Source organism: Anabaena sp. CCY 9613 (assembly GCF_963920895.1).
In the GTDB taxonomy this organism is placed as follows: Bacteria; Cyanobacteriota; Cyanobacteriia; order Cyanobacteriales; family Nostocaceae; genus Cyanocohniella.
In genome coordinates this window covers 12,330-34,062 of sequence record NZ_CAWUDE010000022.1, presented here as the reverse complement: position 1 = coordinate 34,062, position 21,733 = coordinate 12,330, and the positions used below count along the sequence as shown (strand labels likewise).

Annotated in this window: 20 protein-coding genes; 13 read left to right on the top strand and 7 right to left on the bottom strand. The window is 42.0% G+C overall.

From position 1 onward, the window contains the following. Positions 1–7: 7 nt before the first annotated feature. From ACM0OT_RS20920 to ACM0OT_RS20910, 3 genes are all read left to right on the top strand, one after another. Complete coding sequence (locus ACM0OT_RS20920; RefSeq protein ID WP_414566321.1) at positions 8–160, top strand: hypothetical protein; 153 nt, start codon at positions 8–10, stop codon at positions 158–160. A gap of 552 nt (positions 161–712) precedes the next feature. After that, complete coding sequence (locus ACM0OT_RS20915; protein ID WP_414544099.1) at positions 713–1,369, top strand: sigma-70 family RNA polymerase sigma factor; 657 nt, start codon at positions 713–715, stop codon at positions 1,367–1,369. Between the two features lie 164 nt (positions 1,370–1,533). Next, on the top strand, positions 1,534–2,145 hold the full coding sequence (locus ACM0OT_RS20910) for an anti-sigma factor family protein (protein WP_414566320.1): 612 nt from the start codon (positions 1,534–1,536) through the stop codon (positions 2,143–2,145). On the opposite strand, the gene ACM0OT_RS20905 is transcribed toward ACM0OT_RS20910, so the two are convergent. Continuing rightward, a complete protein-coding gene (locus ACM0OT_RS20905; protein WP_414566319.1) occupies positions 2,142–2,570 on the bottom strand; it encodes a gamma-glutamylcyclotransferase in 429 nt (142 codons plus the stop codon). The two genes, ACM0OT_RS20910 and ACM0OT_RS20905, sit on opposite strands and share 4 nt — an antisense overlap. 85 nt (positions 2,571–2,655) lie before the next feature. On the opposite strand from ACM0OT_RS20905, the gene leuS reads away from it, so the two are divergent. Next, a complete protein-coding gene (leuS, locus tag ACM0OT_RS20900; RefSeq protein WP_414566318.1) occupies positions 2,656–5,280 on the top strand; it encodes a leucine--tRNA ligase in 2,625 nt (874 codons plus the stop codon). 58 nt (positions 5,281–5,338) lie between these two features. On the opposite strand, the gene ACM0OT_RS20895 is transcribed toward leuS, so the two are convergent. Together ACM0OT_RS20895 and ACM0OT_RS20890 are read right to left on the bottom strand one after the other, a co-directional pair. Continuing rightward, a complete protein-coding gene (locus tag ACM0OT_RS20895) occupies positions 5,339–6,385 on the bottom strand; it encodes a DUF1611 domain-containing protein (RefSeq protein ID WP_414566317.1) in 1,047 nt (348 codons plus the stop codon). Further along, entirely contained in the window at positions 6,369–7,421 is a 1,053-nt protein-coding gene (locus tag ACM0OT_RS20890) for a dipeptide epimerase (RefSeq protein WP_414566316.1), read from the bottom strand. Before ACM0OT_RS20890 ends, ACM0OT_RS20895 begins: the two co-directional genes overlap by 17 nt. 124 nt (positions 7,422–7,545) lie before the next feature. Between ACM0OT_RS20890 and ACM0OT_RS20885 the strand changes: the two genes are divergently transcribed. The 6 genes from ACM0OT_RS20885 to minE all read left to right on the top strand — a co-directional run bounded on the left by ACM0OT_RS20885 (position 7,546) and on the right by minE (position 12,708). Next, on the top strand, positions 7,546–8,100 hold the full coding sequence (locus ACM0OT_RS20885; RefSeq protein ID WP_414566315.1) for an NUDIX hydrolase: 555 nt from the start codon (positions 7,546–7,548) through the stop codon (positions 8,098–8,100). Between the two features lie 211 nt (positions 8,101–8,311). Further along, complete coding sequence (locus ACM0OT_RS20880; RefSeq protein WP_414566314.1) at positions 8,312–8,974, top strand: hypothetical protein; 663 nt, start codon at positions 8,312–8,314, stop codon at positions 8,972–8,974. A 38-nt stretch (positions 8,975–9,012) separates the two neighbouring features. Continuing rightward, positions 9,013–10,338 carry a four-carbon acid sugar kinase family protein gene (locus tag ACM0OT_RS20875; RefSeq protein WP_414566313.1) on the top strand — a complete coding sequence of 442 codons (1,326 nt, stop codon included), beginning with the start codon at positions 9,013–9,015 and terminating at the stop codon, positions 10,336–10,338. Positions 10,339–10,419: 81 nt separating this feature from the next. After that, positions 10,420–11,526 carry a septum site-determining protein MinC gene (gene minC, locus ACM0OT_RS20870; protein WP_414566312.1) on the top strand — a complete coding sequence of 369 codons (1,107 nt, stop codon included), beginning with the start codon at positions 10,420–10,422 and terminating at the stop codon, positions 11,524–11,526. A 46-nt stretch (positions 11,527–11,572) separates the two neighbouring features. Then, a complete protein-coding gene (gene minD, locus ACM0OT_RS20865; protein ID WP_414544089.1) occupies positions 11,573–12,379 on the top strand; it encodes a septum site-determining protein MinD in 807 nt (268 codons plus the stop codon). Between the two features lie 32 nt (positions 12,380–12,411). Then, complete coding sequence (minE, locus tag ACM0OT_RS20860; protein WP_414544110.1) at positions 12,412–12,708, top strand: cell division topological specificity factor MinE; 297 nt, start codon at positions 12,412–12,414, stop codon at positions 12,706–12,708. Positions 12,709–13,028: 320 nt separating this feature from the next. On the opposite strand, the gene ACM0OT_RS20855 is transcribed toward minE, so the two are convergent. Then, positions 13,029–14,345, bottom strand: a complete 1,317-nt coding sequence (locus ACM0OT_RS20855) for a hypothetical protein (RefSeq protein ID WP_414566311.1) — start codon at positions 14,343–14,345, stop codon at positions 13,029–13,031. A 979-nt stretch (positions 14,346–15,324) separates the two neighbouring features. On the opposite strand from ACM0OT_RS20855, the gene fmt reads away from it, so the two are divergent. Then, the gene (fmt, locus tag ACM0OT_RS20850; protein ID WP_414566310.1) at positions 15,325–16,329 is read left to right on the top strand and encodes a methionyl-tRNA formyltransferase; all 1,005 of its coding nucleotides are present in this window, start codon (positions 15,325–15,327) and stop codon (positions 16,327–16,329) included. Between the two features lie 21 nt (positions 16,330–16,350). Here the strand turns inward: fmt and ACM0OT_RS20845 are convergent, their stop codons facing one another. Both ACM0OT_RS20845 and ppsA read right to left on the bottom strand, forming a co-directional pair. Then, positions 16,351–16,716 carry a DUF6464 family protein gene (locus ACM0OT_RS20845; protein ID WP_414566309.1) on the bottom strand — a complete coding sequence of 122 codons (366 nt, stop codon included), beginning with the start codon at positions 16,714–16,716 and terminating at the stop codon, positions 16,351–16,353. A gap of 308 nt (positions 16,717–17,024) precedes the next feature. Beyond that, positions 17,025–19,520, bottom strand: coding sequence for a phosphoenolpyruvate synthase (gene ppsA / locus ACM0OT_RS20840; RefSeq protein ID WP_414566308.1), 2,496 nt, complete (start codon positions 19,518–19,520; stop codon positions 17,025–17,027). A gap of 177 nt (positions 19,521–19,697) precedes the next feature. On the opposite strand from ppsA, the gene ACM0OT_RS20835 reads away from it, so the two are divergent. Both ACM0OT_RS20835 and rlmN read left to right on the top strand, forming a co-directional pair. Beyond that, the gene (locus ACM0OT_RS20835; RefSeq protein WP_414566307.1) at positions 19,698–20,105 is read left to right on the top strand and encodes a hypothetical protein; all 408 of its coding nucleotides are present in this window, start codon (positions 19,698–19,700) and stop codon (positions 20,103–20,105) included. Positions 20,106–20,152: 47 nt separating this feature from the next. After that, positions 20,153–21,220, top strand: coding sequence for a 23S rRNA (adenine(2503)-C(2))-methyltransferase RlmN (gene rlmN / locus ACM0OT_RS20830; protein WP_414566306.1), 1,068 nt, complete (start codon positions 20,153–20,155; stop codon positions 21,218–21,220). Here the strand turns inward: rlmN and ACM0OT_RS20825 are convergent. Continuing rightward, positions 21,217–21,426, bottom strand: coding sequence for a replication restart DNA helicase PriA (locus ACM0OT_RS20825; protein WP_414566305.1), 210 nt, complete (start codon positions 21,424–21,426; stop codon positions 21,217–21,219). The two genes, rlmN and ACM0OT_RS20825, sit on opposite strands and share 4 nt — an antisense overlap. Positions 21,427–21,733 lie beyond the last annotated feature (307 nt).

Below are 21,733 nucleotides of genomic sequence, written 5' to 3'. Positions count from 1 at the left end.
AAAAGTCATGTTTGAAAAATTATTGCTAGCAGTCACAATTACATTTTCCCTAAATTTCTTTGTTCAAGTCCGTGTACTTAATACAACTGATGCTGGTATTCATAATCCCCAAGACACAGAAAATTCAACGACAATTTTAGTTAAAAAACCGGAAAAATAACCTTTTTCATGGCTACATCTGCCTATATTAACAAGAAGTGGAATTTTAGCCACTCTCGGCAAGACCCCTACGCATCTACAAAAATACAGCGATTTGCCACACATTTCACCAATTCACCATTCAAAACTAAAGTCGAAAACATCGGTTGTCTGTCTCTCAGAAGACTGATATTTGGCCAAGACCACTGCCAATAAAGGAGTTTGTCAGTGTGAAAATTGGTGTGGCAGTACATACAAGCGTAAAATGTCTGTTGTCTCTCAAAAAAGTTTGACACTTGACAATACACATATTATTGCTTTTGTCAATAGTAAGTGTTCAGTTAGTGTTAGTTGTACAAATATCCGTAATATTGCTAAGTTACAGACAAGAAAAATAATGACTAAAAAGACTACTAAATAATGAATTACGCTAAAAAAGACCTTTATGACAGCTATTCATGTTTAGCACTTTGTATACCTCAATGTACCAGTCATGAATCCGTCACTACTCCAGGAACATTGAGCCTATTAGCATGTCTAATAGGAAGGGAGAAATTAAAGTTCAGTACGATCTATGAGCCAATCGATTACTGTATCCTGGTCAACGGTTGATGCAAGTTACCCAGAAGCATCGGTGCAAGTTGACAAACTCTCAAACCACGATCTAATTCTGCGCTGTCAAGTAGGACTGCGCCCAGAGCGTGCTGCGTTTGCCGAGCTATTGCGCCGCTATCAATCTCAAGTTGATCGAGTTTTATACCACCTAGCTCCAGATTGGCCCGACAGAGCCGATTTGGCTCAAGAAGTTTGGATTCGCGTGTATCGGAATATCAACCGATTACAAGAACCACCCAAATTTCGCGGTTGGTTAAGCCGGATTGCTACCAACTTGTTTTATGACGAGTTGCGTAAACGCAAGCGGGTAGCCAGTCCCCTCTCACTGGATGCTCCCCGTGCGGTAGAAGATGGCGAGATGGATTGGGAAATTGCTGGCGATACTCCCGGCCCTGAGGAAGAACTGACAACTAGAGAATTTTACGAGCAATTGCGAGAAGCGATCGCGGATTTACCAGAAGTGTTTCGGACTACCATCGTCCTCAGAGAAATCGAAGGTATGGCATACGAAGAAATCGCCGAAATTACCGGGGTTTCCTTGGGAACAGTCAAATCAAGAATCGCCAGGGCTAGATCGAGATTGCAAACTCAGTTGCAAAATTATCTAGATTCCTAATTGACAGCATCTTCACTCTGCCCAATGGCAGAATCTTGGCATTGATTAAAAATTTTGATGTCAGATTTAGAGTTCTATTACAGTCAGGAGAAAATTTGATAGACTTATTCAGGTCAGAATTTCTCGCTGTGTTTACCCGCGTATGAATTGGTAATAATGCTAAGATGAATACTGATTCTCCATTTTATGACCGTTCCTCTTTAAACAATCCTCCAGATTCTTTAGATGGGACAGGCCAGCATACCAAAGAATTAACGGGTGCTATAGATATGGTGAAGCGCGATCGCTTCGAGTTACTCAGTGCTTACCTCGATGGAGAGGTCACAGCCGCCGAAAGTAGACAAGTAGAAGAATGGCTGGCAAATGATGCCTCAGTCCAACGTTTGTATAATCGACTGTTAAAGCTACGGCAAGGCTTGCGGACTTTCCCAGTACCCGCAGCCCCAGAGCCGCCAGAAGTAACAGCCCAGCAAGTATTTAAACGTATGCGTCGTCGTTCCCGACCAATTTGGGCTATGGGAGGCGCATCTGTGGCAGCCTTGGTGATCGGCGCCGTCTCTGGCCTATTGCCAGGAGGGGGATTCAGAGCGCAAATGGCACAGCAACCAGTAACTGCTCCCCCAAGCATGACAACGCCTGTAGTCACAAATTCACCTTTAATGGTGGCCTTAAATAACCCGGTAATAGAAATTCCCAAGGCGAAAATAGTCTCTCCGGAACAATCAATCAATCTAGAGCAGCTGTTACCAGGGGAATTTGAACCGAACATCAATTAATCGCCATTGCTCCACCAGCCATCTAGTAGCGCGACGCCTTGTAGCTGGGAAACGCGCTTTGGCGACATAAAATAAGCCCAAGCTTCACCAAGTGATAGCTCTTGCAAATCACATATCTCAACCTGCTGGCGATAGTATAAGTTTTCTGACATTTGTCTAGCAGGTTGGTAGTCTTCCAAATCGTCCAAGGCATCTAAAATCCCTAAGTCGGCAAAACACAGTAGATATCCGTGAACAGAGTATCCTCCAGGTGTCATGGCAGGATAACCCATTGGTAGAGCGAATAATTTGCCTAGTGTAACGGCTCTTTTGACATCAGTCACCAGGCCTGCACAATATTTTTGATAATTAGCCTCACCTGGTTTGAGCGTACCATACACGAAAACCCGTACTAAACCAGGAAATTTTGTATTTGATTTAATCATTACCATTTTTCACCAACCTAATTAGAGTGCCTAGCATCTACAATATGGAGGCAGACACGATTACAGTCCAGTAGGAGCATTCTCGGTGGATTCCCGATATAACCCAGCAGAAATTGAGGAAAAATGGCAAAAAACATGGTCAGAACTTGGCTTAGATAAAACCCCTGTAAATAGTAACAAGCCTAAATTCTACGCTCTTTCCATGTTCCCTTACCCGTCAGGCAGCCTGCATATGGGTCACGTCCGTAATTACACAATTACCGATGTGATTGCTCGCCTCAAGCGAATGCAAGGGTATAGGGTACTGCACCCAATGGGTTGGGATGCCTTTGGTTTGCCAGCAGAAAATGCCGCCATTGACAGAGGAGTTCCTCCTGCAAAGTGGACTTATCAAAATATTGCCCAAATGCGGCAGCAGTTACAACGTCTGGGTTTATCCATTGACTGGGACAGCGAAGTTGCCACCTGTTCACCAGATTATTACAAGTGGACACAATGGATTTTTTTGCAATTTTGGCAAGCGGGGTTGGCTTACCAAAAAGAAGCAGCAGTCAACTGGGACCCTATTGACCAAACCGTACTAGCCAACGAGCAAGTTGATAACGAAGGACGTTCTTGGCGTAGTGGGGCTAAAGTTGAGCGTAAACTATTGCGGCAGTGGTTTTTAAAGATTACCGACTATGCCGAAGAATTGCTCAATGACCTAGAAAAATTAACAGGTTGGCCGGAAAGAGTCAAATTAATGCAGGCCAATTGGATTGGTAAATCCACAGGCGCGTATTTAGAATTTCCCATTGTAGGGATGGATGAAAAAATTGCTGTGTATACTACACGCCCCGATACAGTTTATGGCGTTAGTTATGTAGTATTAGCACCAGAACATCCGTTAACTAAGCTTGTTACCACCAAAGCCCAAACAACACCAGTAGAAGCCTTTATTCAAGAAGTTTCCCAACAAAGTGAGTTAGAACGTACCGCTGAAGACAAACCGAAGCGGGGTATCCCTACCGGTGGCAAAGTCATCAACCCATTTACAGGGGAAGAAGTGCCAATTTGGATTGCCGACTATGTACTGTATGAATATGGTACTGGGGCAGTTATGGGTGTACCTGCTCATGATGTGCGGGATTTTAAATTTGCCCAAATTTATGATTTACCCATTGAGTTTGTCATTGCTTCTCCAGATGATGTGGCAGATTTTGATTTAACGCCAGCATCAGAAATTGATGAAATCACCACAGTTATTCAAGTTGACTACAACGAGGCATACACTGAACCAGGAATTTTAATTAATTCTGGGCCTTTTACAGGCATGACTTCCACAGATGCCAAAGAAGCCATAGTTAAATATGCCGAGGAACAAAGTTTTGGCAAACGGCGAATCCAGTATCGCTTGCGGGATTGGTTAATTTCTCGACAACGTTATTGGGGCGCACCTATACCAGTAATTCACTGTCCTAACTGTGGCATAGTGCCAGTTCCAGAACAAGATTTGCCAGTTGAGTTACCAGAAGAAATAGAACTAAGCGGCCGTGGTGGTTCACCCTTGTCTCAGTTAGAAAGCTGGGTAAATGTACCTTGTCCCACTTGTGGCACTCCCGCCCAGCGTGAAACCGATACAATGGATACCTTTATTGATTCCTCCTGGTATTTCTTGCGCCATCCTGATGCCCAAAACGAACAACAAGTTTTTGACCCAGCCAAAACTAATGACTGGATGCCAGTAGACCAGTATGTGGGTGGTATTGAACACGCTATTTTACACCTGTTGTATTCCCGGTTCTTTACTAAGGTACTGCGCGACAGAGGCTTATTGAACTTTGATGAACCCTTTCAACGCCTGTTAACTCAAGGCATGGTACAGGGTTTAACTTATATGAACCCCAAGAAGGGCGGTAAAGATAAATGGGTGCCCTCTAATTTAGTTAACCCAGCCGATCCCCGTGACCCCCAAACAAGCGAACCTCTACAACGGCTTTACGCCACCATGTCGAAATCTAAAGGCAATGGTGTGGCCCCTGAAGATGTAATTAGTAAATACGGCGTAGACACAGCGCGGATGTTCATCTTATTTAAAGCACCCCCAGAAAAAGACCTGGAATGGGATGAAGCCGATGTGGAAGGGCAATTCCGCTTTTTGAATCGGGTATGGCGCTTGGTGACAGATTATGCGGCGACTGGGGTATCACGTAAACAAGCCCAACTTGCTGATTTAAGTAAGTCCGAAAAAGAATTACGGCGGGCAATTCACACGGCTATTCAAGCTGTGACAGAAGACTTAGAAGACGAATATCAATTTAATACAGCTGTGTCTGAATTGATGAAATTAAGCAACGCCCTCAGTGATGCTGACTGTAAAAATTCACCAATTTATGCTGAAGGTATTCAAACTTTAGTCATCATGCTGGCTCCTTTTGCACCACATATAGGTGATGAATTGTGGCAGTTATTGGGTAACAAGAATTCAATTCATACTCAAACTTGGCCATCTTTTGACCCGGCGGCTTTGGTAGCTGATGAAATTACCTTGGTAATTCAAATTAACGGCAAAAAGCGTGCTGATATTCCTGTTCCCGCACAAGCAAATAAAGCTGAGTTGGAAAAGTACGCCCGTGAATCTGAAGTAGTCCAGCGCTACATTCAGGATCAGGAAATTAAAAAGGTGATTGTGGTTCCTGGTAAGTTGGTGAATTTTGTAGTTACACCTTAGCTTTTAGGCGTTGTGGCAAAGGTTTTGACGGCCTCTGAATTAGCCACAACGCGCGCCGCTAATTTTTCATGATGGCATCTAACAAGACGCTAGCCCCGAAGCGCACAGGATCGATGCAAGGTAATCCTGTTTCGGCTGTAGTTTGAGCGATCGCCTCTTGGGCCGCAAATTCATCTAAATGGGCTGTGTTTAAAGCTATACCCACCACTGGCACATCACCAAAGGCTCCACCTGCACTGGCGACAGCTTCATACATTCTGATGACTTTTGGTAAAGACGGAATTACTACATGGGGATGATTACGGACATGAATTTGTCCAGCCCGATGTACCAAAATGAGTTGGGTGGGTTGGGAACCACGGATTAAGGGTAAGGTGGCTGTTGAACCAGGATGCAGCAGTGAACCTTGTCCTTCTACGTGGAGAATGTCGTAGTTTTTACCATAACGCATGACTATCTGTTCCACAGCACCGGCGGCAAAATCTACTCGCACGGCATCTAAGGCTACGCCATCTCCTTCTAACATCACACCAGTTTGACCTGTAGCCAAAAATTTAGAACGCCAGCCCCGCAGTTTTGATGCCCAATGTAGTTCTAGACTAGTTGACATTTTACCGATGGCCATATCGGTTCCCACAGTCAGCACCCGCCGACAGGGAAGGGTACGGGCCATCCCACTAGCAATTTCTAAATTGCCTGGTTCTTTTCGCACATCCCAAATTAATTGTCCTGGTTTCAGCAATGCATTTAACTCTGACTTATTTGCCAAGGGTGTGTGTAAACCATTTACCAAAGACATCCCAGCATCTAAAGCATTTTTAATTTCCAGCCAGTAATCATCAGGTACAGCACCACCTTTGGGCGCAATGCCAATTACCAAAACTTCAGGTTTATACTCCAGTGCTGCTACTAACGATGCCACAATTGGCACATCACGCTTAATTCCAGTTATTTCTGATAGAGATTTGCCAGCAGACTCACGATCAATTACTGCTACTATCGGAGCCTCACTGTATCGTAAAAGTGATAGACCCGTTTTGCCCTGAGTCCCACTAATTCCTTCATGTAGCAGAATTACTACTCTTTGATTAAGTGGCAAACGCACTGTGTTGTACCCCCAAGCCCGGTAAATCGTTTGGTAAAACTCGTCCTTCTTGTACTAATGCACCCGTGAAGGGGTCATCAATTAAGTTCAGGTGACTGTCTAAATCTAAATAATCAGCTAATGGCGCGAGTTGTGCTGCGGCTGTATTTGCTAGCGCACTGTCAGAATAACAACCAAACATGACTTGCAATCCATAGGCTCGCGCCGTATGTACCATCCGCATGGCTTCGGTTAGTCCCCCTGATTTCATGAGTTTGATATTAATCCCATCCACGTAATTAGCCAACTGGGGAATATTAAAGCTATTAAAACAACTTTCATCCACAAATATTGGCAGAGGAGATCGCTCTTTAAGTTGAGTTAAACTCTGTTCTTGCCCCCGTGGTAACGGCTGTTCTACATACTTTATACCTAAATCGGCTAGCCAATTACACATGTATACAGCATCTTTCTCACTCCAACCTCCGTTGGCATCCACAAATAAGTCTAAATTTGGTGCTTCTTCTCGAACCGCTAACAGCATTTTTTGATCTGCATCTATGCCATCGGGATTTCCTAATTTCACTTTAAATAAGCGAACATCCATAAATTGTAACCAGTCTCGCGCCCTAGCTTTCGCTCCTGCTGGTGAATTAATGCCAATTGTCACCGAAGTTGACACTATTCTATGGCGATCAAGTCCCCAAATTTGCCAAACAGGTAATCCTACATGCTTACCTAGCCAGTCATACATTGCCATATCTAGAGCAGCCCTGACAGCTGAAGGAATTTGCTGTTTTGTGAAAATTTCCTCAATTTGCTGGCGCTGTAACGGGTGAAATGGTTCTAAAACTGGTGCCAGTTGCTGCAAGTGAATTGTGGTTGTATCAGTTGATTGGGAAGTATTGCCAACACCAAATGGTGATGCTTCACCCCAGCCTTCAATCCCATCTTGTAAAATTTTTACCCACACATTTGTCGTCTGTGCTGTTGTCCCACGACTAATTGTTAAGGGAAATCGTTTGTTGACAGTAAATAAATTTACTTTTAATTGCATAAGTATGCTCAATGTTTGGTTAGAGCAAAAACAGTGTAAGTGCAAATTTTAGATTATTTGAGGTATCTGTTATACTTTTTTACATTTATCACTTTTTCGCCTAAATTTTTATCTGATTTTATTTATGAGTAGTATCAAAAAATGGAATATACTAAACTCTAAAATGGTTTTAAATAATTTTTGGTGTCAAGTCAGGCAAGATGAAATAGAATTGCCTAATGGGGAAATTATCGATGATTTTTTTGTGATTATTAGACCAGAAATTGCTTTAGTTTTACCAATTACAATTAATCGAGAAATTGTTTTTGTACGTCAGTATAGGCATGGGGTCAGTGAAATTCTGTTAGAACTTCCTGCGGGGAGTTTCGACGCAACTAAAGAAAATCCAGAAACAGCCGCACTTAGAGAACTGAAAGAAGAAACTGGTTATATATCTCAAAAAATTATTAAATTAGCTACTTTATATGATAATCCGGTCAAAGATACGAACCAAATACATTTATTTTTAGCTGAAAATGTGAAAAAGGATGGAGAGCAAATATTAGATATTACAGAAGACATTGAAATTGTCTTAATTCCTATAGAATCAGTTTTAGATAAAATTTATCAAGGCGAAATTACTGTAACAGGAAGTATTGCAGCTATTTTTCTAGGTTTAAATTATCTCAATTCTATATAGGACTTTTCTTTGATTTTTGTTTTACTATCCTGGGCTATAAGCTTAAAAATTAGAAGAAGATTAAGAGCGATCGCATCTCATCTAGCGCCAACATATCGCAAAATTATAAAGGTAGCATATCTAAGATGGAAATATTACCAATGCCATTGCTTTCTCGGCAAACATGATTAAAATAAATACGCAAATCGCGCTTTCATAGGAGTATTTAGCTGTGCAGCCGGACTTAATGGGTTTGGAAATTAGCAAAGGTGAATTGAGACGATTAACAGGATTCGACCCTGATGATATTTTCCGACCTTCTATGATCAAAAACAGAGAGAAGCGATTAGGACTTTTACTTAATGAACTGTTAGTGACGTTGGCTTTAACTCCCATAGTGGTTGGCTTTATTTATACCTTGATTATTCTGCCAACTATTGGTTCTTCAATTACACTAGGAGTCCTGTTACTAATTTTAGTCCCATCTGTAATATTTGTGGGGCGATCGCTCTGGCAATATTTGACCTGTCCCCAGGGACTGACAGTACTTTTAGATGAGGTCGATAAATATCATACTGTTGTCCACGCTATAGATATTAATGACCAATTGGCAACATTGGGGAATTCTCAAAGTAGTCTCAATGACCGAGATCATGTGATTGCTGCTCTCAAACTGATTAGAGAAGATTTAGTAGTAGCACTCAAAAGCGAACGGATTTTGCGAGATAATAAAAAACTACTGGCAAATAACCAAGATTTATTTATCAATAATTTAGCTCATTTACAAGCATTGCAACTTAGTAGTCAGACAAGTGAATATGCTCAACTTCTCAATCAATCTTTACAGATTGCTTTGGATGTGCAAGCAGAAATGAAAAAATTGCAGAAAATTTGAGATAGATTTTTCGATACAACAGTCGTTACCGTTGATTTATGAGCAATAAACCGAAAATTATTGTCCTAGATGATGATCCTACAGGATCACAAACAGTTCATAGCTGCTTGTTGTTAATGCACTGGGATGTAGAAACTTTACGCATCGGCTTGCAAGATGATTCACCCATTTTCTTTGTGCTGACAAATACTAGGTCTTTACCTCCAGAGTCAGCAACATCGGTGACTAGGGAAGTTTGCCAAAATTTAAAACAGGCATTAGCCGCTGAAAATATTACCGATTTTTTAATCGTTAGTCGTTCTGATTCTACATTACGGGGACATTACCCCATCGAAACCGATGCGATCGCCCAAGAACTTGGGCCATTTGATGCTCATTTTTTAGTCCCGGCATTTTTTGAGGGCGGACGTATTACCCGTGACAGTGTGCATTACTTGATCATCGATGGTGTACCTACCCCAGTACATGAAACAGAGTTTGCCCGTGATTCGGTGTTCGGCTACCATCACAGTTATTTACCAAAGTATGTTAATGAAAAAACCCAAGGGCGTATTAGTACAGAATCAGTAGTCAGATTTGTCCTTGATGATATCCGTGGGGGTAGTTTAGAACGTTTATTACAACTTAGTGGAAATCAGTGTGCAGTGGTAGATGGTGAAACCCAAACTGATCTCAACTTGTTTGCAGTGGATGTACTCACAGCCGCCAGTCAAGGAAAACGCTTTTTATTTCGCAGTGCTGCCAGTATTTTAACGGCTTTGGCTGCCTTACCTCCCCAGCCCATTGTTGCCGAAAACATGGCAGAATATGTGCGTCAAGGTAAACCTGGTGCGTTTATTGTGGGTTCCCATGTCAAGAAAACTACTCAGCAATTAGCAGCCCTATTACAAGTAGAAGGGACGACGGGGATCGAAATAGATGTGGCGCGGTTACTAGATGATCCAGTCAATCAACCCGCTAAATTGTTAACCGAAATCACAGAAAAGACACAGGCGACACATCAAGCCGGGAAAACACCAGTAGTTTATACTAGCCGTCAGGAACTAACTTTTAAGGATGTCAAGACACGATTAGATTTTGGGGTGAAAGTTTCCCATTTATTAATGGATATTGTGCGAAGTTTACCCAATGATATCGGCTTTTTGATTAGCAAAGGTGGAATTACGTCAAACGATGTCTTAAGTACAGGTCTGGCTTTAAATTCAGCACGATTACTCGGTCAAATATTAGCTGGTTGTTCAATGGTAATCACAACTCCCGAACATCCCCAGTTTCCTAATTTGCCAGTGGTGCTGTTTCCTGGTAATGTTGGCGATGCTGATGCATTGGTGACTGTTTACAAAAGACTAACTAAAAATACATAGTAGAAATATGTGGTTGCCTTTGGCAACTCATCGAATATTAGTAATTACTCAGAGTATCTGTTGTATTTTGGCTAGTGCTGCATGACTTCTGATTCTAATATTCCCGATCTAGAGTCAAATTCTGCACTCCCCGATGCAGGGTCAACCTCTCACACTGCGGATGTAGAGCAAAAATCTACCGTTTATGATCATATGGAGCAAAATTTTGCTATTTCTGAGACAGAATCTAATGATATTATCCCGGATGCAGAGCTAAACTCTGTTCTTCTTTATTTACAATCAAATTCTCCCCCTGATAATGCCGAGTCGAATGCAGTGATCCCCAATGTAGAGTCAAATTCTGTGCCTACGGTTCCAGAGTCCACACATCTGATTGAGGGTTTAGAATCAAGTTCTCATCTTTTAGATATTAATTCTACTGAGTTAATCAAAGCAGACAATAAAATAAAAAACCATATTCAAGTCCAGTTTAAAAATGAGGCAGGTAGACTGTTAGTAATTTTACCAACAGAGTCTCAATTACCAGCCTCAGAACTCGCTTGGTCTGACATGTGGCAACAATTAAAGTTTCGCTTAAGAGCAGGCGATCGCTTACGTACAGATAATACACCAGTACATTTGCTGGCCCAAGACCGTTTGTTGGATAGCAGACAATTACAAGAATTTGCCGAAGCCTTTAGTGAGGTGCAACTGCAATTAAAATCTGTGGCTACTAGCCGCCGACAAACTGCCATTGCCGCTGTCACATCTGGCTATTCTGTAGAACAACTACAACCCATAACCTCCTTGAGTTCACAGATCCCAGAAGCCGCTTCCACCCAAGCAGAAGCCCTGTATCTGGAAATGACAGTACGTTCTGGAGTAGAAATTCGCCATCCCGGGACAGTAATTCTTTTAGGAGATTTAAATCCAGGTGGTATCGTAGTGGCAGAAGGAGATATTCTAGTATGGGGTCGCTTACGTGGAATTGCCCATGCGGGTGCCGGGGGCAATCGCGAGTGTCTGATTATGGCCTTGCAAATGGAACCAACCCAGTTGCGGATCGCAGATGCTGTAGCTAGGGCACCAGAGAAATCACCGTTGCAGTTTTTTCCAGAGGTGGCGCATATTACGCCCCAAGGAATTCGCATCGCTAGGGCTACTGATTTTTCCCGAAATCTTTTACCCAGGATCAATCAGGCGCCATAAGTATTTATTATAATTTCCTGAACCCTAATCGAGCGCAACTCTTATCATGACTCGCATTATTGTGATTACCTCCGGGAAAGGAGGGGTGGGAAAAACCACAGTTTCGGCAAATTTAGGCATGACTTTAGCCAAAATTGGGCGTCAAGTTGCCTTAGTTGATGCGGATTTTGGTCTAAGAAATTTGGATTTGCTACTAGGGCTAGAAAACCGCATCGTTTATACTGCGGTGGAAGTCCTAGCAAGGGAGTGCCGATTAGAACAGGCCTTGGTAAAAGATAAGCGACAACCCAACCTTGTACTCTTGCCAGCAGCCCAAAACCGCTCTAAAGATGCCGTCACTCCTGAACAAATGAAGTTGCTGGTGAATGCCTTGGCACAAAAATATCAGTATGTGATTATTGATAGTCCCGCTGGTATTGAAAATGGCTTTAAAAATGCGATCGCGCCAGCCAAAGAAGCCCTGATTGTCACCACACCAGAAATTTCCGCAGTTCGTGACGCTGACAGAGTAGTAGGTTTACTAGAAGCACAGGGGATTAAGCGTGCTCATTTAATCATTAACCGTATCAGACCTGCAATGGTTCGGGCAAATGATATGATGTCTGTGCAAGATGTTCAAGAACTTCTAGCAATACCTCTAATTGGGGTAATCCCTGATGACGAGCGTGTTATTGTTTCTACCAATCGCGGCGAACCTTTAGTATTAGGGGACACTCCCTCTTTAGCTGCCATAGCCTTTGATAATATTGCCCGTAGATTGGAAGGAGAAAAGGTCGAATTTTTAGACCTTGACTCACCCCATGACAGCATCTTCGCCCGTCTGCGAAGGTTGTTGTGGACAAAGATTGTTTAACTTATGTTCCAGTCTCCGCACACCTATTGGCAATGATCCTTGAACTTATAGAACGAATTTTCTTGCGTAGTCCAGACAACAGTCGCAATCAAGTAAAACGTCGTCTGCAACTGGTGATTGCCCACGATCGCGCTGATTTAGACCCTCAAAGGCTAGAAAAGATGCGGAAAGAAATTCTCGAAGTTGTCTGTCGCTATGTAGAAATAGATACAGAAGGTTTAGAGTTTTCGCTAGAAAGCAATCAAAGAACTACGGCATTGATTGCTAATTTGCCCATCCGTCGGATCAAAGAAACTACACCGGAATTAGAAAGTAGCGAACAACCATAGTAAATTTAGTAACTGGTAAATATTTGGCGGCAATATTATTGGAAACTGAAGATTTAACAGTTAAATAATTAAAACATTGGTTTAATTAAACTCTTGTGGAGCGGGCATCTTGCCCGCATCTTACTGGTGACCTGCGTGCATGGATTTCAAATGGTCTATCTATTTTCAAATTGGTATCACTAACAACACTTTTTAACATAATATGACGTGCGCCTCCGTTGGAGACTCACGTTAATATGACTATTAGCTGGTGCCTCTGATGACAAAAAATCCCGTTGTTTTTGGATTTGACAACGGGAGCTGATAATATTTTCAGTACACTAGCGATAAGCAACTTGTGGATCTGCCCAAATATCTTTAACTTTTTGACCGAAAGTAATAGGCTGATCTGCATCTGTTGTATCTAAAGACTTACCATCACTAGCAACTTGCACCAAAGGCCAGTTTTCCTCTCCCATTTCGCCAGCCCGGAACAGTGCATGATCTGGTCGGTTCTTACTCCAACCTAGCAACACAGCTATCTTTTCATGCTCATGCTCTTCACGATGAGGCGCAACAGTATTAATGTGATCTCTTTGTCGATCCCAAATCACTGCATGATCTGTGGAATCACCCGTATTAAACTTGCCTCCAAACTTGCGTGCTAAGAAGCGATCGCTTTTTTGCGACCAGCTAACAGGAACTAAAACCCCTATGTTGCCATCCTGAATGTTATTAACTGGTTCTGTTGAAGAAGTGTATCTACTTAACAAAGGATCACTTAGGGGAGCAGTGGTCGCCATGACCCGCAACTTCCTAGTTTGTGTATCTTCGACAAACATCACACTAGTGACTATGCTGTTATACATTTCGGGTCTTACTTCTAGTTGCACCCGACTATAAACTACATACCTACCATCAGGAGAAGTCACAGGTAAGCTACGATAATGACGCACTCCAGAACCCCCATTAGTACTAATAGCCTCCTGAGTTGCCGTAATCCATTGCCAGGGAATAGGATGAGGACTGCCTATAGGATCTACTTGTGCTATTAGCGCTTCATCCGGTTGTTCAACAACTGGTACTTCTTGAGTTAACCGGGGTTGTAATTTTCTGGGAGTTGCTGCCAATAATGATTTAGCTGTAGACTCTTCCTGTGGTAGCAAATTCTCTTCTTGTGTCCACGACTGATCATTAGCAGTTTTAAATTTTTGCCCTAAATTTAAATCACTCCCATGTACATCTGGAATTGGTGCGAGTTCCACTGCTGCTAATAAATCATTAGCCACTTTATCACTGCTTGAGAGATAATCATCTGCGACCAAAGAGTCAAATTTGTCCGCTGGTAAAATTTGCGGCTCTTCAATAGTAGCCATTACTAATGGCACAGAGTCATATTCTCCAGTTAGGGAGTTTATTTGAGATGTTATTAATTTTTCTACTAAATCGGGTTCACTATCACTAATAGTAGCTGTTTCCTCTGACACAGAGTCTAATTCTCCAGCTTCGGAAGCAATTTTTGCGACTATTTTTGATTGTTTGGCGGAGGTAGAGTGACCTGATGCTGCTACTAAAGGAGCAATCAGCATCACAATAACAAGATAATTAACAAATGGTTGAACGCGGAACCATCCTGACAGCAAGAAGAGTTTGAGCATGAGTGGACTCTCTAGGGGAGGGCGGGTGCTGTGTGAGGAGCAATGCCTATGCAGCAAGGGAGTAGGCGATAACTACAGGTATAACAACAAACTCAAAGATTTAACGAATAAAACCAGATAATTTCTTGAAAGTTTGCACAGTTTTACAAAAATTAAGTGTCATTAATTCACACCTGATTATTTGTAACTTATTGGCTTTTGAGGAAAATTTGCCAATACAAAGATATGCAGACTAATTAAAAAATTAGTGCATAAATAATAGACTGTTGCCGCTAATACTATTACCTGACTAAAGCAGACAATTGGTAATAGTGATAGATTATTCAACCTATCATTTGGGCTAAAGATATTGGCAGTACAGAGGTAGAGCAGAATAGCTGAACTATTGCGAATAGCATTAAGCTCCAGGTGGTTATTCCTGCTACAACAGTACAAAACCTGATAACGGTGCAAGTGAGGCGTTATTTTAAAAGTTGAGCAAGCTGACGCACAACTTATAATACTAAAAAAAGCCGTTAGCATCCATCCTCAGGTAGAAATTGCTATTTCAACTGGGAAAATTGCGGGATCGCAATCTAGGTTGATTAACGCAACTACACTTAATGACCGAGTACTGGGTAAATAATGAACAAAAAAGCTGACTGATGATGCTGAACTAAAGTGGCTGGTCGTGAAACATCACCACATAGTTTAGCTAGCACTTAGTGAATTTTATATCAGCTTATTAGCTGGTCAACTTATTATTAAGTCTATCAACTCTCCCTGGGTTTCGCCAATATCACACCACCTTAACACCAAAAAATTTCGTTTGGCACTATTTGATGGAAATTATGCTCGTTTTTCGGTAAATGGTTGGGGATGAGGGGGTTGAAGGGTTTCTTTGTAGGTAATTCCTTAGTAATGTTACTTAAAAATGTTTTAACGATATCCACAAACCTGCTGTTTTACTTAGCCTCTAGTAACTATTGATTGAAATCTAATGAAAATAGTATTTTTTGGTACTCCTCAATTTGCCGTTCCTACTCTAGAAAAATTACTGAATCGACCAGAGTTTGAGGTTTTGGCAATTGTCACTCAACCTGATAAACGCCGGGAACGAGGTAATAAACTTATTCCTTCAGCAGTGAAAAATGTAGCACTTACACATAATTTACCTGTATGGCAACCCCAACGAATTAAAAAGGATGCGGAAACTCTCGCTCTACTTCAGCAATCAGGTGCAGATGCGTTTGTTGTTGTGGCCTACGGACAGATTTTGTCTTCAGAAATCTTGGATATGCCAAAGTTGGGTTGCATTAATGTACATGGCTCGATTTTGCCCCAATATCGAGGTGCAGCACCGATTCAGTGGTGTTTGTATAACGGGGAAAAGGAAACGGGGATCACCACAATGTTAATGGATGCGGGAATGGATACCGGCGCGATGCTTTTAAAAGCAACTACACCCATTGGATTGCTAGATAATGCCCCAGATTTAGCTCAAAGACTGTCTGTGATTGGTGGAGATTTATTAGTAGAAACTTTATTGCAGCTGGAACGCCAGGAAATTACACCAGTGAGTCAAGATAATTCCGCAGCGACTTATGCACCTTTAATTAAAAAGCAAGATTATGGTTTGGATTGGTCAAAGAGTGCTATTCAATTACATAATCAAATCAGAGGTTTTTACCCAAACTGCGTGGCTACTTTTCGTAACCAAACGCTGAAAATTACAGCATCCCTGCCCCTTGGTGATGCTTACGATTATGAGCTAACGCCTGAATTAACAGAAATATCCCAAAAATTGCCTGATTTATCGACCATATCAGGTAGCCCAGGAGAAGTGGTCAGCATAGCCAAGGGGATGGGAGCGATCGCCCAGACTGGTGAGGGTTTGTTACTTTTAACAGAGGTGCAACTAGCTGGCAAACGTCCTCAGTCGGGATGGGATTTTGTCAATGGTAATCGCTTAACTGTGGGAGAAGTTTTAGGTAATGGAGTATAAGAAATATTAGGTGGCTAAATCCTAACTTTTACTCTTGATTTTTTCATAAAAACGACAAGAATCACAAGGGCCATTTGGGTTGACGGCACAACGCATAATTTCCGAATGAGCATTGTAGCTACAGGTAGCATCACCAATAACCCAACGTCCCTTGACTAAAGTTTTTTCTGCTGGTCTTTGAGCAGATTGCACGTAAAGGGCAATATTATGCAAGTGGTAACGCCCTGATTTCAATTGATATCTATGGCGGCGTTCTAAAACTGCATAAGTTTTACCTTCAAAATCGACGTAGTTTCCCGGCTGGGGAGTCCAATCGAGTTGGACTCTACCAAGGGACTGACTAGGATGCGTCAGAATCACCTCGGTTGGTAAAGAGTCTGGCTCCATAAGCTGATGTGACGTGGTTTACATATAAAAATAGTATCGCAGTAGACTACTTTAGCTGACCGATTTTAGATTATGATTAATAGTTAACTAAATTTGTGTTTAATAAATCTGTAGATAGCGATCGCTCCTTCAAGGTAACGAGGGAAGCGATCGCCCACCAGAAAATTAGCTAAAAGCATTCAAATTGACGGTGTATTCAACAGCAATCGTGCAAAAGCCAAGCGCTGTTGTTCACCTAAAGAAAGCTGAATTGTTCGTAGTCAGGACTTCAGTCCTTCATATAAGCCTCAAACCTTGACTACTAACCCTTAATTACTTACATTATTTTGTTCGACTTTTGCCACTTCCAACATTGTCTTTAAAACCGAATCTGGATTCAGACTAATAGAATCAATTCCCTGTTCTACTAAAAATTGGGTAAATTCTGGGTAATCACTGGGTGCTTGCCCACAAATACCAATTTTGCGATTATGCTTTTTCGCAGCTTCAATAGCCATTTGCACCATGCGCTTCACGGCTGGGGTGCGTTCATCAAACAAATGTGCCACTAATGCCGAATCTCTATCCAGTCCCAGGGTTAATTGCGTTAAATCATTAGAACCAATGGAGAAGCCATCAAATACACCAGCAAATTCTTCAGCCATCATCACATTACTGGGCAACTCACACATCACATAAACTTGCAAGCCGTTCACGCCTTGTTTTAAATCATTTTTTGCCATTTCTGCTAACACCAAACGTCCTTCTTCGGGAGTGCGACAAAAGGGAATCATCGGAATAACATTAGTCAAACCCATGTCGTCGCGGACTCGTTTGATGGACTGACATTCTAACGCAAAAGCTTCTCTGTAACCTGGATCATAATAACGTGCGGCCCCGCGCCAACCCAGCATGGGGTTTTCTTCTTTGGGTTCAAATTGTTGACCACCTAACAGATTGGCATATTCATTACTTTTGAAATCTGACATTCGCACAATAACTGGTTTAGGATAAAAAGCCGCCGCGATTTTTCCTATACCTTGGGCTAATTTATCGACAAAATACTGGGGTTTGTGATCATAAAGCGCAGTGACTTGATTAATTTTGGTTTTAACAAATTCATCTGTTAACTTTTCATAGTGAATCAACGCCATTGGATGAACTTGGATTTGGTTAGCAATAATAAACTCTGTCCGCGCTAAACCTACGCCATCGTTGGGAATTGCAGATAAACTCAAGGCTTCTTGGGGATTACCTACATTCATGAGAATCTGAGTATGGGTACGGGGTAAGTTCTCTAGGGCAACTTCTTTAACTTCAAATGGTAATAAGCCCTGATAAACCTTACCTTCATCTCCCTCGGCGCAAGAAATCGTCACCTCTTGCCCACTTTTTAAAATTTCCGTAGCATTACCGCAGCCGACAATTGCCGGTACTCCCAATTCTCTGGCAATAATCGCTGCATGACAGGTACGTCCACCAGCATTGGTGACAATCGCACTAGCGCGTTTCATAATTGGTTCCCAGTCGGGGTCAGTTCTTTCGGTTACCAACACGTCCCCAGGTTGGAATTGGTCGATTTTATTCACATCTAAAATCAGGTTGACCTTACCTTGACTAATTGCTTCCCCGATAGCGCGACCAGTGACTAAGGGATGAGGCGATAAAGAGGATGAGGAAGATTTTTCCCCATTACCTATTCCCCATTCCTGATTCCCGAATACCAAGTGATAACTCCGCAATATGTTTCCCTGTTTCTGCGATTGCACGGTTTCGGGACGGGCTTGGACAATAAATAGTTGATTGGTAATACCATCTTTAGCCCACTCGATATCCATTGGGGAGTAATTACCGTGGGTTTGGGAATAATGGTCTTCTATTAAACAAGCCCAATGTGCTAGTTGTAAGATTTCTGCATCACTCAGGGCAAATTTACCTTGTTCGGCGCTTGATACGGTGATGTTTTTGGTAAATTTAGAACCGTCATCATAGATCATTTTCAGTTCTTTACTGCCCAGTTTTTTATCGATAATGGGGCGGAAACCTGCTTTTAAGGTTGGTTTAAAAACATAGTATTCATCTGGGTTGACGGTTCCTTGAACAACGTTTTCGCCTAAACCATAGGCGGCGGTAATGAGTGCAGCATCTTTAAAACCGGTTTCTGTGTCAATGGAAAACATGACTCCAGAAGTAGCTAAATCTGAACGCACCATTTTTTGCACACCGACGGCGAGGGCAATGCTAAAGTGGTCAAATCCTTTGGTGTGGCGATAGGATATGGCACGGTCGGTAAATATAGATGCAAAGCATTTATGACAAGCTGCTAAAACCTCTTGGACACCGACAACGTTCAAATAACTTTCTTGCTGTCCAGCAAAACTAGCATCGGGGAGGTCTTCGGCGGTGGCGCTGGAACGGACGGCTACATCTGTATCTGTGTTGTATGTTTCACAGAGTTTTTGATAAGCTGTGGCGATCGCCTGACGCAATTCTCCTGGAAATGGTGTGTGCATCAGTAGCGATCGCGCTTTTTTTCCCCGCAATTTAAGATTTTTCACATCCTCGACATCCAAATCAGCAAACAGTGTACGTAACTTGGCTTCTAAGCCGGCTGATTGGATAAAATAGCGATAAGCATAAGCAGTTGTGGCAAATCCTGTGGGGACGTTCACGCCTTGGGGTGTCAATTGTTGAATCATTTCCCCTAATGAGGCATTCTTTCCACCCACTAAAGGGATATCAGTAATCCCAACTTCATCAAACCAGAGAATTAGCGATCGCTCTTTGGTAGATTGAGCCACGGTGTTTTGAGATACTGTAACCATCTGTATTACCTCTCAAGTATATGCTCTGGTTGAAAGTTTGCATTGCTGGGTATTGTCCCCATGTCCAATTTTAGGTTTGGGTTTGGGGATTGTGCTATTAAATGCAACACTATAGTTAGGAAAATTTAACTTTCTTTGAAATCAAAGCTGTACTAAAATCCCGAAATCACAACCAAAATGGCGCAACTAGAAAGACTCTTAAAAATGGCAGAAGATGAACTCACCCAATACAGTACTGATGCCCGAAAAATTGAGAAGTTGCGCCGTAAAATTGGTTTATCGGTATCAGCAGTAGAACAAAGGCAAGTTAAGGACGAGCTATTAGCTACTATGAAGCATAGTATATTTACTACTATTGTAGAAGAACAAAGACAAGCAGCGGCTTTACCATTTTGGGGAATTGCGGGATTGGGTTTATTATTTGGGATTTCTCTGAATCAACCTGTGGTTTTATTGGTAGGTGTGGTGGGGACTGTGGCGGCTTTTAGAATTCAGAAGTGGGGTTGGCAATTACAGGCCAAGCGTTTATTGTTACAAACGTTGGAAGATATCGAGGCGCGGATTTCTCAACCCCAGAATCATTGATAGTAAAAGTTGTAGCATAGAGATCTAAGATCAACACTAAATTTTTTATGTCTGCTACGCCTTTTACTCCTCCAGTTGACTCACCCAGTGCTGAGAAACTCCAATTAATTCCTCCTTTACTCGGTGCTTCGGTGACTGAGTTAACTGCTTGGGTACAGCAGCAGGGACAACCAGCTTATAGAGGTAAGCAACTGCATGAGTGGATTTATCACAAGGGCGTGCGATCGCTTGCTGATATTTCTGTATTTTCTAAACAATGGCGGGCGCAAGTTGCAGAAATACCTATTGGTCGTTCCACCATCCATCACCGCGCTGTTGCCCCTGATGGTACGGTAAAATATCTTTTGAAACTCGCTGATGGGCAAATCATTGAAACTGTCGGTATTCCTACCGCAAAACGTCTGACAGTTTGTGTGTCAACTCAGGTGGGTTGTCCAATGGCGTGTGATTTTTGTGCTACTGGTAAAGGTGGATATATCCGCAATTTAGGCAGACATGAAATTGTTGATCAAGTATTGACTGTCCAAGAGGATTTTCAGCAACGTGTAAGCCATGTGGTATTTATGGGCATGGGTGAACCGTTATTGAATACAGAGAATGTGTTAGCAGCTTTGAAATCCTTAAATCAAGATGTAGGAATTGGACAGCGATCGCTGACTGTTTCTACAGTCGGGATACGCGATCGCATCCGTCAGTTTGCCAAACACAATTTACAAGTCACTCTGGCGGTGAGTCTCCACGCACCTAATCAAGCACTACGTGAACAGCTTATTCCCAGCGCTCGCCCCTATCCTCTAGAAGATTTGCTAGATGAATGTCGGGAATATGTGGAAATAACTAGACGCCGCATCTCTTTTGAATATGTCCTGCTGGCTGGGTTCAACGACTTACCACAACACGCTGTGCAATTGGCAAAATGTCTGCGCGGGTTTCAAAGTCATGTGAATCTAATTCCCTACAATCCCATCGATGAAGTAGATTATCAACGCCCTAGTAGCGATCGCATTCAAGCTTTTGTAAATGTCCTCAAACAAAAACAAATAGCTGTTAGTGTCCGCTACTCCCGCGGTTTAGAAGCTGATGCTGCTTGTGGACAACTCCGCGCTAGTCATTAAGATTCAGCACTTACGCTCACTTGCTTTTTGACATATGCTTGAATTCCTGGGGCGTAAGCCTCAATGACTCTGCCTGTACGAGTGCAAGTGATCATTAAATAATCGCAACTTGGACATTGTGTCCGGGTTATTTGACTATCAGAAATATAATGACGTTCTGCTTCACTGCCACAATTTGGACAGTGAATTTTTTGTAATATATGCATTTCCAAACCCCTGGTTGTGATGTTTTCTAATTTGACAAAATGGCGAATTAAATCAACAAAGATTTTAATTTGGCTTAAGTTAACAAAGAGTCTTGATATTGTCCGATGATTTTAAACAAAAATTTAGATTTGATGATTTTTATATGTTATCCCTCATTATCTTCATATTTGTGTAATGTTTCCATCCCACTTTGGATATATAAAATCATTTTTTCATTATGTATCTTTTAGAAATTTAGTGATCCCTATGAATAATACCTTGAGATCACCTAATTTTTTGGTGATTTATAGCAAGTGAAAAACATCT

Bases quoted from the DNA above. Each gene is read 5' to 3' on its own strand.
- fmt (WP_414566310.1), top strand. From the start codon at position 15,325: ATGAAAATAGTATTTTTTGGTACTCCTCAATTTGCCGTTCCTACTCTA.
- ACM0OT_RS20885 (WP_414566315.1), top strand. From the start codon at position 7,546: ATGAGTAGTATCAAAAAATGGAATATACTAAACTCTAAAATGGTTTTA.
- ACM0OT_RS20910 (WP_414566320.1), top strand. From the start codon at position 1,534: ATGAATACTGATTCTCCATTTTATGACCGTTCCTCTTTAAACAATCCT.
- ACM0OT_RS20825 (WP_414566305.1), bottom strand. From the start codon at position 21,426: ATGCATATATTACAAAAAATTCACTGTCCAAATTGTGGCAGTGAAGCA.
- ACM0OT_RS20890 (WP_414566316.1), bottom strand. From the start codon at position 7,421: ATGCAATTAAAAGTAAATTTATTTACTGTCAACAAACGATTTCCCTTA.
- ACM0OT_RS20915 (WP_414544099.1), top strand. From the start codon at position 713: ATGAGCCAATCGATTACTGTATCCTGGTCAACGGTTGATGCAAGTTAC.
- ACM0OT_RS20905 (WP_414566319.1), bottom strand. From the start codon at position 2,570: ATGATTAAATCAAATACAAAATTTCCTGGTTTAGTACGGGTTTTCGTG.
- minC (WP_414566312.1), top strand. From the start codon at position 10,420: ATGACTTCTGATTCTAATATTCCCGATCTAGAGTCAAATTCTGCACTC.
- ACM0OT_RS20855 (WP_414566311.1), bottom strand. From the start codon at position 14,345: ATGCTCAAACTCTTCTTGCTGTCAGGATGGTTCCGCGTTCAACCATTT.
- ACM0OT_RS20920 (WP_414566321.1), top strand. From the start codon at position 8: ATGTTTGAAAAATTATTGCTAGCAGTCACAATTACATTTTCCCTAAAT.
- minD (WP_414544089.1), top strand. From the start codon at position 11,573: ATGACTCGCATTATTGTGATTACCTCCGGGAAAGGAGGGGTGGGAAAA.
- ACM0OT_RS20875 (WP_414566313.1), top strand. From the start codon at position 9,013: ATGAGCAATAAACCGAAAATTATTGTCCTAGATGATGATCCTACAGGA.
- ACM0OT_RS20845 (WP_414566309.1), bottom strand. From the start codon at position 16,716: ATGGAGCCAGACTCTTTACCAACCGAGGTGATTCTGACGCATCCTAGT.
- minE (WP_414544110.1), top strand. From the start codon at position 12,412: ATGATCCTTGAACTTATAGAACGAATTTTCTTGCGTAGTCCAGACAAC.
- ACM0OT_RS20835 (WP_414566307.1), top strand. From the start codon at position 19,698: ATGGCGCAACTAGAAAGACTCTTAAAAATGGCAGAAGATGAACTCACC.
- ppsA (WP_414566308.1), bottom strand. From the start codon at position 19,520: ATGGTTACAGTATCTCAAAACACCGTGGCTCAATCTACCAAAGAGCGA.
- rlmN (WP_414566306.1), top strand. From the start codon at position 20,153: ATGTCTGCTACGCCTTTTACTCCTCCAGTTGACTCACCCAGTGCTGAG.